The organism is Pseudomonas vancouverensis (assembly GCF_004348895.1).
GTDB classification, from domain to species: Bacteria; Pseudomonadota; Gammaproteobacteria; order Pseudomonadales; family Pseudomonadaceae; genus Aquipseudomonas; species Aquipseudomonas vancouverensis.
In genome coordinates this window covers 46,284-59,689 of record NZ_RRZK01000024.1, presented here as the reverse complement: position 1 = coordinate 59,689, position 13,406 = coordinate 46,284, and the positions used below count along the sequence as shown (strand labels likewise).

The 13,406-nt window shown below is 60.8% G+C and carries 13 protein-coding genes; 11 read left to right on the top strand and 2 right to left on the bottom strand.

All coding sequences use genetic code 11. The annotated features are described in order from the left end of the window. Positions 1-162: 162 nt before the first annotated feature. The gene (upp, locus tag EIY72_RS17775; protein ID WP_093213754.1) at positions 163-801 is read left to right on the top strand and encodes a uracil phosphoribosyltransferase; all 639 of its coding nucleotides are present in this window, start codon (positions 163-165) and stop codon (positions 799-801) included. A gap of 2 nt (positions 802-803) precedes the next feature. Continuing rightward, positions 804-2,078 (top strand): uracil-xanthine permease family protein, encoded by a 1,275-nt coding sequence (locus EIY72_RS17770; protein WP_093213749.1) that lies wholly within the window; start codon positions 804-806, stop codon positions 2,076-2,078. A gap of 155 nt (positions 2,079-2,233) precedes the next feature. Here EIY72_RS17770 and hemH read toward each other — a convergent pair whose 3' ends face one another. Both hemH and EIY72_RS17760 read right to left on the bottom strand, forming a co-directional pair. After that, positions 2,234-3,256: a ferrochelatase gene (gene hemH, locus EIY72_RS17765; protein WP_093213744.1), complete on the bottom strand. Its 1,023-nt coding sequence runs from the start codon at positions 3,254-3,256 to the stop codon at positions 2,234-2,236. Positions 3,257-3,269: 13 nt separating this feature from the next. Beyond that, on the bottom strand, positions 3,270-4,172 hold the full coding sequence (locus tag EIY72_RS17760) for a TIGR01777 family oxidoreductase (protein WP_093213740.1): 903 nt from the start codon (positions 4,170-4,172) through the stop codon (positions 3,270-3,272). Positions 4,173-4,369: 197 nt separating this feature from the next. Between EIY72_RS17760 and EIY72_RS17755 the strand changes: the two genes are divergently transcribed. The 9 genes from EIY72_RS17755 (at position 4,370) to EIY72_RS17715 (ending at position 13,386) form a co-directional block, all read left to right on the top strand. Next, positions 4,370-5,356, top strand: a complete 987-nt coding sequence (locus EIY72_RS17755; RefSeq protein ID WP_093213736.1) for an NAD(P)/FAD-dependent oxidoreductase — start codon at positions 4,370-4,372, stop codon at positions 5,354-5,356. Positions 5,357-5,504: 148 nt separating this feature from the next. Then, positions 5,505-6,464 carry a YbgA family protein gene (locus tag EIY72_RS17750; RefSeq protein ID WP_093213733.1) on the top strand — a complete coding sequence of 320 codons (960 nt, stop codon included), beginning with the start codon at positions 5,505-5,507 and terminating at the stop codon, positions 6,462-6,464. Then, on the top strand, positions 6,464-7,405 hold the full coding sequence (locus EIY72_RS17745; RefSeq protein WP_093213730.1) for a MerR family transcriptional regulator: 942 nt from the start codon (positions 6,464-6,466) through the stop codon (positions 7,403-7,405). Before EIY72_RS17750 ends, EIY72_RS17745 begins: the two co-directional genes overlap by 1 nt. Positions 7,406-7,426: 21 nt before the next feature. Next, entirely contained in the window at positions 7,427-8,884 is a 1,458-nt protein-coding gene (gene phrB, locus EIY72_RS17740; RefSeq protein ID WP_093230280.1) for a deoxyribodipyrimidine photo-lyase, read from the top strand. Beyond that, a complete protein-coding gene (locus EIY72_RS17735) occupies positions 8,877-9,299 on the top strand; it encodes a nuclear transport factor 2 family protein (protein WP_093213724.1) in 423 nt (140 codons plus the stop codon). Before phrB ends, EIY72_RS17735 begins: the two co-directional genes overlap by 8 nt. Then, a complete protein-coding gene (locus EIY72_RS17730) occupies positions 9,296-10,078 on the top strand; it encodes an SDR family NAD(P)-dependent oxidoreductase (RefSeq protein WP_093213718.1) in 783 nt (260 codons plus the stop codon). Before EIY72_RS17735 ends, EIY72_RS17730 begins: the two co-directional genes overlap by 4 nt. Continuing rightward, entirely contained in the window at positions 10,075-11,316 is a 1,242-nt protein-coding gene (locus EIY72_RS17725) for an NAD(P)/FAD-dependent oxidoreductase (RefSeq protein WP_093213714.1), read from the top strand. Before EIY72_RS17730 ends, EIY72_RS17725 begins: the two co-directional genes overlap by 4 nt. Beyond that, positions 11,313-12,128: a DUF1365 domain-containing protein gene (locus EIY72_RS17720; RefSeq protein ID WP_093213709.1), complete on the top strand. Its 816-nt coding sequence runs from the start codon at positions 11,313-11,315 to the stop codon at positions 12,126-12,128. The genes EIY72_RS17725 and EIY72_RS17720 overlap by 4 nt, the downstream gene beginning before the upstream one ends. Continuing rightward, complete coding sequence (locus EIY72_RS17715; RefSeq protein WP_093213704.1) at positions 12,115-13,386, top strand: SAM-dependent methyltransferase; 1,272 nt, start codon at positions 12,115-12,117, stop codon at positions 13,384-13,386. Before EIY72_RS17720 ends, EIY72_RS17715 begins: the two co-directional genes overlap by 14 nt. Positions 13,387-13,406 lie beyond the last annotated feature (20 nt).

The window sequence follows — 13,406 nt, the reverse complement described above, 5'->3', positions numbered from 1 at the left end:
TGCTCTCCAAGGGGGGACGGATTCGGAAAAGCGAGCAAAGGTACGCATCCCGAACGGCCAGATCAAGCGTTTGTGGACTAACGTACTGTATGTCTATAGGACAACACCCTCGGATAGATTAATCTAGGCCGGTTTTTTTGCCTGCTGCCGGAGCCATTCCCCATGCCCATCCATGAGATCCGCCATCCGCTGATCCGTCATAAACTTGGCCTTATGCGCCGTGCAGACATCAGCACCAAGAATTTCCGCGAGCTCGCTCAGGAAGTCGGTGCCCTGTTGACCTATGAAGCCACCAAAGACCTGCCGCTGGAAACCTACGATATAGACGGTTGGTGCGGCACTGTGTCGGTCGAGAAAATCGCCGGCAAGAAGATTACTGTAGTCCCGATCCTGCGTGCCGGCATCGGCATGCTTGAAGGTGTACTCAGCCTGATTCCGGGCGCCAAGGTCAGCGCCGTGGGCGTTGCCCGCAACGAGGAAACCCTCGAAGCCCACACCTACCTCGAAAAACTGGTACCGGAAATCGACGAACGGTTGGCCATGATCATCGACCCGATGCTCGCCACCGGCGGTTCGATGGTTGCCACCATCGACTTGCTGAAAAAGGCCGGCTGCAAGGACATCCGCGCCATGGTGCTGGTCGCCGCGCCGGAAGGCATCGCGGTGGTCGAGAAGGCACACCCGGATGTGATCATCTACACCGCGTCCATCGATCAGAAGCTCAACGAGCACGGTTACATCATCCCGGGTCTGGGCGACGCCGGTGACAAGATCTTCGGCACCAAGCAGAAGGACGCGTGACCATGCAGGATGAGTTCAACGATCCGCTCTGGCGCACGGTGCTGTCGGGCGCACAGATGCTGTTCGTGGCTTTCGGCGCCCTGGTACTGATGCCACTGATCACCGGACTTGACCCCAACGTCGCGCTGTTCACGGCCGGTTTGGGCACGATCCTGTTCCAGGTCGTCACCGGGCGTCAGGTGCCGGTGTTCCTGGCCTCGAGCTTTGCCTTCATCACCCCGATCATTCTCGCCAAGGGCCAGTTCGGCCTGGCCGCGACCATGGGCGGTGTGATGGCGGCGGGCTTCGTCTACACCTTCATGGGCCTGGCGGTGAAGATCAAGGGCACCGGTTTCATCGACCGCATGCTGCCGCCCGTGGTGATTGGCCCGGTGATCATCTCCATCGGCCTGGCCATGGCGCCGATTGCCGCCAACATGGCGATGGGCAAGGCCGGCGACGGTAGCGAGCTGATTCATTATCAGACCGCGATGATGATTTCGATGCCGGCACTGCTGACCACCCTGATCGTCGCCGTGTTCGGCAAAGGCATTTTCCGCCTGGTGCCGATCATTTCCGGCGTGCTGGTCGGTTTCGGCATGTCGTTCTACTTCGGCGTGGTCGATACCGCAAAAATCGCCGCGGCCCCCTGGTTCGCCATACCGAACTTCACCGCACCGGAGTTCAACTGGCAGGCCATCCTGTTCATCGTTCCGGTGGCCCTGGCCCCAGCGATCGAACACATCGGCGGCGTGATTGCCGTGGGCAGTGTGACCGGTCGCGACTACCTGAAGAAACCGGGCCTGCACCGCACCCTGCTCGGCGACGGCATTGCCACCACGGCGGCCGGACTGTTCGGCGGTCCACCTAACACTACCTACGCCGAAGTGACTGGCGCGGTGATGCTGACCAAGAACTACAACCCGAAAATCATGACCTGGGCGGCGATCTTCGCCATCAGCCTGGCGTTCATCGGCAAGTTCGGCGCCCTGCTGCAAAGCATTCCGGTGCCGGTGATGGGCGGGATTCTCTGCCTGTTGTTCGGTTCGATCGCGGCGGTGGGGATGAACACCCTGATCCGTCACAAGATCGATCTGGGCGAGGCGCGCAACCTGGTGATCGTATCGGTGACCCTGGTGTTCGGCATCGGTGGCGTACTGATCGGCACCGGTACCGGGCCGGACGATTTCGGCCTCAAAGGCATTGCGCTGTGCGCGGTGGTGGCGATCGGTCTGAATCTGTTGCTGCCGGGCAACGACGGCTGGAAGCACAAGAAGGCGGATGATCCGCTGATCTAAAAAATCACGTGGTTTACTCGTGGCGAGGGAGCTTGCTCCCGCTTGAGTGCGCAGCGCTCACAAAATCTTCATCGACTGCAAGATTTTGGGGCCGCTTCGCGACCCAGCGGGACGGTGCGACGATTCGACAAGCTCCCTCGCCACAGTTTGTGTTTTTACAATGCCAATGGCGCCCTTTCACACAAGGTTGCCAACGCCTTCGCCCAATGCGCATCATCGTTGAGGCATGGCACCAGTACCAATTCCTCGCCTCCCGCTTCGCGGAACTGCTCCTTGCCGCGATCACCGATCTCTTCCAGTGTCTCGATGCAATCGGCGACGAACGCCGGGCACATCACCAGAATCTTCTTCACGCCGCTTTTGGCCAACTCGTCGAGGCGCGCCTCGGTGTAGGGTTCAATCCACTTGGCCCGTCCCAGGCGTGACTGGAACGACACTGACCACTTGCCGTCGGGCAAGCCCATGCGCTTGGCGAACTGTGCGGCGGTGCGCAGGCACTGGCCGCGATAACAGGTGGCAACCACTTCCGGCGGCGCACCCGCGCAACAATCACCACCACCGTCAAAGCTGTGACCGGGGTTGAGCTTTTTCAAATGCCGCTCCGGCAAGCCGTGAAAACTCATCAGCAAGTGATCGAAGTCCTGTTCCAGATACGGTTGGGTCGTCGCCACCAATGCATCAATGTATTCAGGCTGGTCATAGAACGGCTGAAGCACCGACAACTGGACGTCGAGTTTCTTCTCCCGCAACACGCGCTTGGCTTCTTCAATCACCGTGGTCGTGGTGCTGTCGGCGAACTGCGGGTACAGCGGCGCCAAGGTAATGCGCTTGTGCCCTGCCGCAGCCATGCGCACCAGGGTCGATTCAATCGACGGCTCACCGTAACGCATGGCCAATTCGACCGGTCCGTGAGGCCATTGGCGGGTCATGGCCTGCTGCAAGCGACGGCTGAGCACCACCAGCGGCGAACCCTCGTCCCACCAGATCGAGGCATAGGCATGGGCCGACTGCTCGGGGCGCTTGATCAGGATCAGCGACACCAGCAACCGTCGCACCGGCCACGGCAGGTCAATCACGTAAGGGTCCATCAGAAATTGATTGAGGTAACTGCGCACATCCGCCACCGAGGTGGAGGCAGGTGAGCCCAGGTTGACCAGAAGCAACGCGTGATCGGTCATGCAACGTCCTATTTCAAAGGCGGCTGGACAAGTCGTCCAAAGCCGCTCGTAAATCCGTGAACCGGAAGGTGAAACCGGCTTTCAACAAGCGCACCGGCGTGGCCCGCTGCCCCCCCAGCAACAACAATGACAACTCGCCCAGCCCCGCCTTCAGCGCCAGGGCGGGCATCGGCATGAACGCCGGGCGATGCAACACGCTGCCCAGTGTCTTGGCAAACTCACGATTGCGCACCGGTTGCGGCGCGCAGGCATTATAGGGACCGGCGGCGTCATTGCGCTGCAGGAGAAAATCAATCAGGGCGATTTGATCCTCGATATGAATCCACGGCATCCATTGCCGGCCGTTGCCGATCGGCCCTCCCAACCCCAGTTTGAACGGCAGCAACAGCCGCGACAAAAAGCCGCCCTCCGCCGATAGCACCAACCCGGTACGCACCAACACCACACGAATGCCCAAGGTCTCGGCGCGCTGTGCGGTTTCTTCCCAGGCAATGCACAACTGGCTGGCAAAATCTTCGCTGACGGGCGCAGAGTCCTCGGTCAACTCACGCTCGCCACCGTCGCCATACCATCCCACCGCGGAACCTGAGAGCAACACCTGCGGCTTTTGTTCGCGGCTTTCGAGCCAGGCCAGCAGGGTTTCCGTCAATTTGATGCGGCTACTCCACAACAGGGCTTTGCGTTTGTGCGTCCAGGGTCGGTCGGCAATCGGTGCCCCGGCGAGGTTGATGACTGCGTCGACGGCGTCCTGCCCCAAGTCTTCCAGGCGAGCAATCCCGCGCACCTGCGCCCCACATATGCTTGCGACTTTTTCCGGCTTGCGACTCCAGACCGTCAGGCGATGTCCCTGGCCCAACCAGAGTCGACAGAGCTGACGTCCTATCAAACCAGTACCGCCGGTCAGCAATATGTGCATGACTTGTTCCTCGCGTGGCGTTTTACCTTATCCGCTAGTCTATTTTTATAAGCAGGGATCTTTGGTATCGATCAGGCGCTATGGTTAACAATAGGCCAAGCCGTCAGAACGAGAACGCTAAAAGTTATACCAAAAAACAATATTGTACAGGTTTGACCCCCGGCGTAGTCTGTACAGACAGGTAAACGAGGCCCCTAATGACTGTACCTATCGCAATCATCGGCACCGGCATTGCCGGACTTTCCGCGGCCCAGGCCCTGACAGACCTCGGGTACACCGTTCAACTTTTCGATAAAAGCCGCGGCAGTGGCGGGCGCATGTCGAGCAAGCACAGCGATGCCGGCGCCCTGGACATGGGGGCACAATACTTCACCGCCCGCGACCGCCGTTTTGTCACTGAAGTACAACGCTGGCAAGCCAACGGCTGGGTCGCCGAGTGGGCACCGCAGCTGTACACCTATCAGGGCGGCCAGCTCAACCTGTCGCCGGACGAACAAACCCGCTGGGTCGGCACGCCACGCATGAGCGCCATCACCCGTGCGCTGCTCGGCAATCTCGAAGTGCATTTTTCCTGCCGGATCACCGAGGTCTATCGCGGTGAAGAGCATTGGCATCTGCAGGATGCCGAAGGGTTCACCCACGGCCCGTACAGCCATGTCGTCATCGCCACGCCCGCGCCGCAGGCCACCGCCCTGCTGGCCTCGGCACCCAAGCTGGCCGGTGCTGCCGCCGGCGTGAAAATGGACCCGACCTGGGCCATTGCTCTCGCCTTCGAGACCCCGCTGGACACCCCGATGGAGGGCTGCTTCGTGCAGGACAGCCCACTGGACTGGCTGGCGCGCAATCGCAGCAAACCCGGGCGCGACAACACCCTGGACACTTGGGTACTGCACGCCACCAGCGCCTGGAGCCGGCAGCACATCGACCTGTCCAAGGAAGCCGTGATCGAACAACTGCACGGCGCTTTTGCCGAACTGCTGCACGATTCCATGCCGGCACCGAGCTTCAGTGTCGCCCATCGCTGGCTCTATGCCCGACCTGCCAGCAGTCATGAATGGGGCACGCTCGCCGATGCTGATCTCGGCCTGTATGCCTGTGGCGACTGGTGCCTGTCCGGCCGCGTCGAAGGCGCATGGCTCAGTGGCCAAGAGGCTGCCCGCCGCCTGCACCAACACTTGCAGTAACCGTGCAAAACCCATGCTGCTGTCGCCATGGACAGCAGCCCGCCAGAAAACCTGTACAAAAAAATTGACTTGTACAGCTTCGAATCTAAGATGAAATCATGTTGTACAGATTCAACTTTCTGTACAAGTTTAGATTCGAGGTGCTCCGATGGCCCATTCCCCTGCCAAGCCGAAAATCGCCATCAGCGCCTGCCTGATGGGTTTCGAGGTGCGCTACAACGGCGGTCACAAGGAATCGCGCCTGTGCAGCCGCACACTCGCTGAGCACTTTGACTTCATCGCGGTGTGTCCTGAAGTTGCCATCGGCATGGGCGTTCCGCGTCAACCCATCAGGCTGACCGGCACAGCACAACACCCCGAAGCCGTGGGCACTGTCGACCCCAGTCTTAATGTCACCCTGCCATTGGCTGACTATGGCCGGAAGATGGCGACCGATCTGGTAGATATCTGCGGTTACATCTTCATGCACAGATCGCCGTCCTGTGGCCTGGAGCGGGTCAAGGTCTACCACGCCAACGGCGCTCCGGTAAGCGCAGACGGTCGCGGCATCTATGCCCAGGCGTTCTGCGCTTCGCATCCGGACCTGCCGGTCGAAGAAGACGGTCGCCTCAATGATCCAGTGCTGCGGGAAAACTTCCTGACCCGCGTCTACGCCTACAGCGCCTGGCAGCAACTGCTCGGGCAGGGCCTGACCCGCCGCGGCCTCACCGAGTTTCACTCACGCTACAAGTACCTGCTGATGGCCCATGACCCGGCGCAGTACAAAGCCCTCGGCCACCTGCTGGGCAACATGGGCGATACCGCCCCCGACGAGCTCGGCCCGCGCTACTTCAGCGAGCTGATGGCGGCCCTGAAAAAATGCGCCACCCGTCGCACCCACACCAATGTCCTGCAACACCTCAGCGGTTACCTGAAACGCGCCATCAGCGCCGCAGACAAAGTGGAGATGCAGCACGTCATCCGCCAATACCATCAGGGCTTCGTGCCCTTAGTGGTTCCCCTGACCCTGCTCAAGCATCACTTCCGCTTACACCCCGATCCCTACATCGCGCAGCAGGTCTACCTGCAACCGCACCCGGAAAATCTCAGCCTGCGAAACGCCCTCTGATGAATACCCAGCTCGATACCAGCGCCAGCGAAGACCTTGGCGACGATTTCCAGAAAGCCCTCGACGACGGCTGGCTGCCGATTCGTGAAGTGGCGCGCCAGACCGGCGTCAATGCCGTGACCCTGCGCGCCTGGGAACGGCGTTACGGTCTGATCGTGCCGCACCGTACACCCAAGGGGCATCGACTGTTCAGTGCCGAACATGTGCAACGTATCCAGACCATCCTCACCTGGCTCAACCGTGGCGTGGCCGTCAGCCAGGTCAAACAACTGCTCGAGACACCCCAGGCCTTCAGCGAATCGGTCGACAACGATTGGCAGGCATCGCTGCAAACCTTGCAACAGGCCATCGCCGAACTGAACGAACGCCTGCTCGACGACACCATCAATCAAGCCATGGCCTTGTATCCACCGCGCACCTTGTGCGAGCAACTGTTGATGCCCTTGCTCGTCGCCCTTGAACAACGCTGGCAGGGCCAGTTCGGCGCGCAGATGGAACGGGTATTTTTCTGCGCCTGGCTGCGCAGCAAATTCGGCGCGCGCCTGTACCACAACAATCGACAGCTGCGCAGTGCGCCGTTCCTGCTGATCAACCAGTCCGACCTGCCGATGGAACCGCATCTATGGCTCACCGCCTGGTTGATCAGCAGCGCCGATTGCCCGGTGGAAGTCTTCGACTGGCCGCTGCCTGTCGGCGAACTGGCCCTGGCGGTCGGTCACCTGCAACCCCGTGGCGTACTGCTGTATTCGAGCAAAGCGATGAACCTGGCTCAGTTGCCCAGACTGTTGAAAGGCATCGGTTGTCCGAAAATCATTGCCGGACCAACGGTATGCATCCACCACGCCGAGTTGTCCGTAAGAACTACCGAGACTGCTGATTTGTACTTGGCCGAAGACCCGTTGTCAGCCCATCAGGTACTGCTTCAGCGAGGGTTGATTTGAATGAATAGCGTGGACACCAAAATGCAACTGATCTGGCTGCGCAGTGACTTGCGTCTACATGACAACACCGCCCTCTCGGCCGCTGCCGCGCGCGGCCCGACCGTGGCGGTGTACCTGGTGAGCCCGCAGCAATGGCTGGCACATGACGACGCGCCATGCAAAGTGGACTTCTGGCTACGCAACCTGCGCGAATTGCGTCTGGAACTGGACCGGCTGAACATTCCGCTGTTGATTCGCACTGCCCCGAGCTGGGCCGACGCACCGGCGGTGCTGCTGGATCTGTGCCTGCAGTTGCAGATCGATGCGCTGTACCTCAACGAGGAGTACGGCCTCCATGAAACCCGCCGCGATGCTGCTGTCGCCCGGACACTCAAAGCTGAAGGCATTGAAGTGCGGCGCTACCTCGACCAACTGCTGTTCAAGCCCGGCAGTGTGCTGACCAGAACCGGCACCTACTTCCAGGTGTTCAGCCAGTTTCGCAAAGTCTGTTATGAACGCCTGCATCACTCGCTGCCCGGTCTGGTACTCGCGCCCAAGGCCCAGGCGCCACTGAATCTCGCCAGCGATGCGCTTCCCGACTCTGTCGAAGGTTTCGCCGTGCCCAGTGACACGTTGCGCAACCTCTGGCCGGCAGGCGAGAACGAAGCGCAACGTCGCCTCGATGCCTTTACCGATCAGCAGATCGAGTACTACGGCAATGACCGGGATTTCCCCGCCAGGCCCGGTACCAGCCAGCTCTCTGCCTACCTCGCCGCCGGGGTGATTTCCCCGCGCCAATGCCTGCACGCCGCCCTGCAGAGCAACCACGGCGAATTCGAAACGGGCCACCCGGGCGCCGTCACCTGGATCAACGAACTGCTCTGGCGCGAGTTCTACAAACACATTCTGGTGGGCTACCCAAGGGTGTCCCGGCACCGTGCCTTTCGCCCGGAGACCGAGGCCCTCGCCTGGCGTGACGCCCCGGACGACCTCGCCGCCTGGCAACAGGCACGCACCGGTTTGCCGATCATCGATGCCGCCATGCGCCAACTGCTGGAAACCGGCTGGATGCATAACCGCCTGCGCATGGTGGTGGCCATGTTCCTGACCAAGAACCTGCTGATCGACTGGCGTGAGGGCGAACGCTTTTTCATGCGTCACCTGATCGACGGCGACCTGGCCGCGAACAATGGCGGCTGGCAATGGAGCTCATCGACCGGCACTGACTCCGCGCCCTACTTCCGGATATTCAACCCGCTGAGCCAGTCGGAGAAATTCGACCCCGAAGGCGTGTTCATCAAGCACTGGCTGCCGGAGCTGGCTTCGTTGAGTAAAAAGGAAGTGCACAACCCGGCGAATCTCGGCGGATTGTTCGGCGCCGTGGACTATCCCTCCCCCATCGTCGACCTGCACGCCTCCCGGGCTCGCGCCTTGGCCGCGTTCAAGAATCTGCCATCACGCCAGGACAGCGTAGAGCTGGCGGGAAGTGCCTATGAGTAACTTTCTGCAGCGTTTCGCCCGGCAGTTCGCCGAGCTGGACAAAGACAACCTGCATCGTCTCGCAGACCTCTACGCGCCGGACGTGTACTTCACCGATCCGCTGCACGAAGTCCAGGGCCTTGCCCAATTGCAGGAATATTTCAGCGAGCTGTACGCCAACGTTCACCAATTGCGCTTCGACTTTCATGGTTTCGATCAGGTCAGGGAAGGCGAGGGTTATCTGCGCTGGGTCATGAGCTATCGTCATCCGCGGCTGGCCGGCGGACAGCCGATCCAGGTCAGCGGATGCTCGCACCTGCTTTGGGACGACAAGGTTTATCGCCACCGGGACTACTTCGACGCCGGGGCGCTGCTTTACGAGCATTTACCTGTATTGGGCCGGGCGATTGCCTGGCTGAAAAGGAGATTGGGATGAGTCTTACACCTGCTCGACGATACTGGCTGACCGGGGCCAGCAGCGGCATAGGTGCCGCCTTGGCGGAAGAAATCCTCAAGACTGGTGCCCACCTGGCCGTCAGTTCGCGCTCGATAGAGCCCCTCAAGGAATTGTCGCAACGCTACCCGGGGCAAGTGCTGATTGTGGCCGGCGACCTGACCAACAGCCAGACCGTGCGCGAAATCGGCGAGCTGATAAGCGAGGAATGGGGAGCGCTGGACACGGTCATTCTCAATGCCGGCACCTGTGAATACGTAGATGCCAAGCAATTCGACGCCTCCATCGTCGAACATGTAGTGCGCACCAATCTGCTGGCCAGCAGTTATTGCATCGAAGTCGCCTTGCCGTTGATGCGCAAGGGCACCGCGCCACATTTGATCGGCATGGCCAGTTCAGTGACCTACCTGCCATTGCCACGGGCAGAAGCCTATGGCGCCTCGAAGGCGGGGCTGCGTTATCTGTTCGAATCGCTGCGCATCGACCTGGCGCCGGAAGGCATTGAAGTCACGGTGATCAGCCCCGGCTTTGTCGAGACGCCGCTGACCGCGAAAAACGATTTTCCCATGCCGCTCAGTTGGCCTGTGGAGAAAGCCGCGCGGCACATCTTCGCAAAGCTCAAGGATCGCCCTTTGGAGATCGCCTTCCCGGCAGCCTTCATGTCGGTGCTCTGGCCACTGTCCAGACTTCCCGCTCGGGTCAAACTGGAGATCGGCAAGCGCATGGTGCGCAGGCCGCCGCCGATCAAGGATCTCCCGTGAAAATCGCCATCATCGGCAGCGGTATCTCGGGGCTGACGAGCGCCTACCTGCTCAATCGCGCTCACGAGATCAGCCTGTTCGAGGCCAGCGACTGGATCGGCGGGCACACCCACACCGTGGACGTGACCGTCGAAGGCCAGCGCTATGCGGTGGATACCGGTTTTATCGTGTTCAACGACTGGACCTACCCCAACTTCATGCGTCTGCTGAGCCAGTTGGGCGTTCGCTACAAAGCCACGGAAATGAGTTTTTCGGTCAACGATCCCGACAGCGGGCTCGAGTACAACGGCAATAGTCTCAATAGCCTGTTCGCCCAGCGCAGCAACCTGCTTTCACCCGGTTTCTGGGGCATGTTGCGCGACATCCTGCGCTTCAACAAAGAGGCGCAACGCGATCTCGCCGCAGGCACAATCTCCGCCGACATCACCCTCGACAGTTACCTGGCGGCCGGCGGCTACGGCGAACGCTTCATCCTGCACTACATCGTGCCGATGGGCGCAGCGATCTGGTCGATGTCCATGGCCGACATGCTCAGTTTTCCCCTGCGGGCCTTCGTGCGTTTCTTCAAGAATCATGGCCTGCTGTCGGTCAGCAATCGTCCACAGTGGCAGGTCATTGAGGGCGGCTCGAGTGCCTACATCGCGCCGCTGACCGCGTCCTTTCGTCAACGGATTCGCCTCGCCTGTCCAGTATCGCGGGTCGAACGCGACGAGCAAGGTGTAGTTATCCACAGCGCTGCCGGACGGGAGCAATTCGACAAGGTGGTGTTCGCCTGCCACAGCGATCAGGCGCTGCGATTGCTCAGTGCACCGACTCATGCCGAGCGCTCGATTCTGGGAGCCCTGCCCTACGCCGACAATGAAGTGGTGCTGCACACCGACACGCGGCTGCTACCAGAACGAAAGCTGGCACGCGCCAGCTGGAACTACCGCCTGGGCGGCGTGGGCCAGGCCGCCGTCACCTACGACATGAACATCCTGCAAGGCATCCGCAGCGACACCACCTTTTGCGTCAGCCTGAACCAGAGCGCTGGCATCGACCCGGCCAAAGTGCTCGCCCGATTCACCTACGCCCATCCGCAGTACAGCCTGGCAGCCGTCGCCGCACAGGCGCGCTGGGTAGAACTGAACAGCGTCAATCACACCTGGTATTGCGGCGCGTACTGGGCCAATGGTTTTCATGAAGATGGCGTCGTCAGCGCCCTGCGCGTGGCCCGTGCGTTCGGGGAAGAACTGTGAACAGTGCCTTCTACAGCGGCTGGGTCGCCCACCGGCGTTTTGCTCCCAGGCGCCATGCCTTTCGCTACCGGATCGGCCTGCTCTATCTGGACCTTGCTGAGCAGGAGGCGGTCCTTGGCTTGTCGCGCCTGTGCGGACATGGCCGTTTTGCGCCCTTCTCGTTTCGTGAAAGCGACTACCTGAAAGTCTTCACCGGGCGGGGCATGCGCCTGATCGAGGCGGTGCGCCAACTGGTTGGCGACGCCATCGGCCATGTCCCCCAAGGGTCGATCTATCTGCTGACACAGCCGCGCAGTTTCGGCTTGTCGTTCAACCCTGTGAGTTTTTTCTACTGCCATGAGGCGGACGGCCAACTGGCGGCGATCATCTGCGAAGTCAGCAACACGCCGTGGGGCGAGCATTACCACTATGTCTTACCAGCCAGGCCGGCGCAGGACATACACGATTTTCATCAACACTTCGCCGTGGCCAAGGCGTTCCATGTTTCGCCGTTCCTCCCCCGGGACATCGAGTACCGCATGACCTTCAGCCCGGTGGCCAAGCAACTGGGGGTACACCTGGCCGATTGGCAGGGCGAACGAAAACTCTTCGACGCCACGCTCAACCTCCATCGTGAAACCCTCGACCGCACCGGCCTGCACCGCTACCTGTGGCGCTTTCCGTGGATGACCGCCAAGACCTGCCTGACCATCTATTGGCAGGCCCTGCGCCTGCTGCTCAAACGCATGCCGTTATTTGCCCATCAGGCTGCCGATGGCAGCGTTCGAGTCGCCACTGTTCTGCCCAAGGATCGTCGCCATGAAAGCCTCTAGCATTTCGGCCAGACCCAACCTTTTCAACACCCACGCCCTGAGCGGGTCGCTTCTGCGTCGCGGTGTACTGCGGCAACTGACCCACCTCAAACAGGGTCAGCTGGTGCTGATCGAGGACGGCGAACGACATGTTTTCGGAGCTGCGGGCAGCCCGTTGCTGGGGGAGATTCATGTCATTGATCCCGCTGCCTGGGGACTGGTGGCGAGTAACGGCTCGGTCGGTGCCGGGGAAGCGTTTATCCACGGTTACTGGACCTCGCCGGACCTGACTGCCGTGGTGCGCGTGTTCGTCAGCAACCTTGAGGTGCTCGATGCGCTGGAGGGCGGCCTGGCGAAACTGGGACGGCCACTGGTGCAGGCGTTGCACTGGCTGAACCGCAACACCCGCAAGGGCTCGCAGAAAAACATCGCCGCCCACTACGACCTCGGCAATGACCTGTTCGAACAGTTTCTCGACCCGACCATGATGTATTCCGCCGCGCAATTCCTGCACGCCGACGACAGCCTGGAACAGGCGCAGCTGAACAAGCTGGAGCGGATCTGCCAGAAGCTTGCATTGAAACCGACGGATCATCTGCTGGAAATCGGTACCGGTTGGGGCAGCATGGCGCTGTACGCCGCGCAGCATTATGGTTGCCGGGTGACCACGACCACCCTGTCCAGAGAACAATACGCCTTTACCGCCCGCCGCATCAGCGACCTTGGCCTGCAAGAGCGAGTGACCCTGCTGCTGGAGGACTACCGCGACCTGACCGGACAATACGACAAGCTGGTATCGATCGAGATGATCGAGGCCGTCGGTCACCGCTTCCTGCCTACCTATTTCAAACAGTGTGCGCACCTGCTCAAGAGCGACGGTTTAATGTTGCTGCAAGCGATCACCATCCGCGAGCAACGCTATGAACAGGCCAAGAGCAGCGTCGACTTCATTCAACGCTACATCTTTCCCGGCGGCGCCCTGCCCTGCGTGCAGAAGATGCTCGAAGTCGTCAGCCGCGACACCGACATGAACCTGTTGCACATGGAAGATTTCGGCCTGCACTACGCGCGTACCTTGCGCCTGTGGCACGAGAACTTTCGCCGCGCCCAGGGCCGTTTGACTGAGCTGGGTTACGACGAGTGCTTTCTGCGGTTGTGGGAGTTCTACCTGTGTTACTGCGAGGGTGGTTTTCTGGAGCGCACCATCGGCACGGCGCAGCTGCTCCTGGCCAAACCTTCGGCGATCACCGCACCTTTGCTCGGGCGCTTCGATGCCTGAACGCCTGTCAGAGCTTTCAC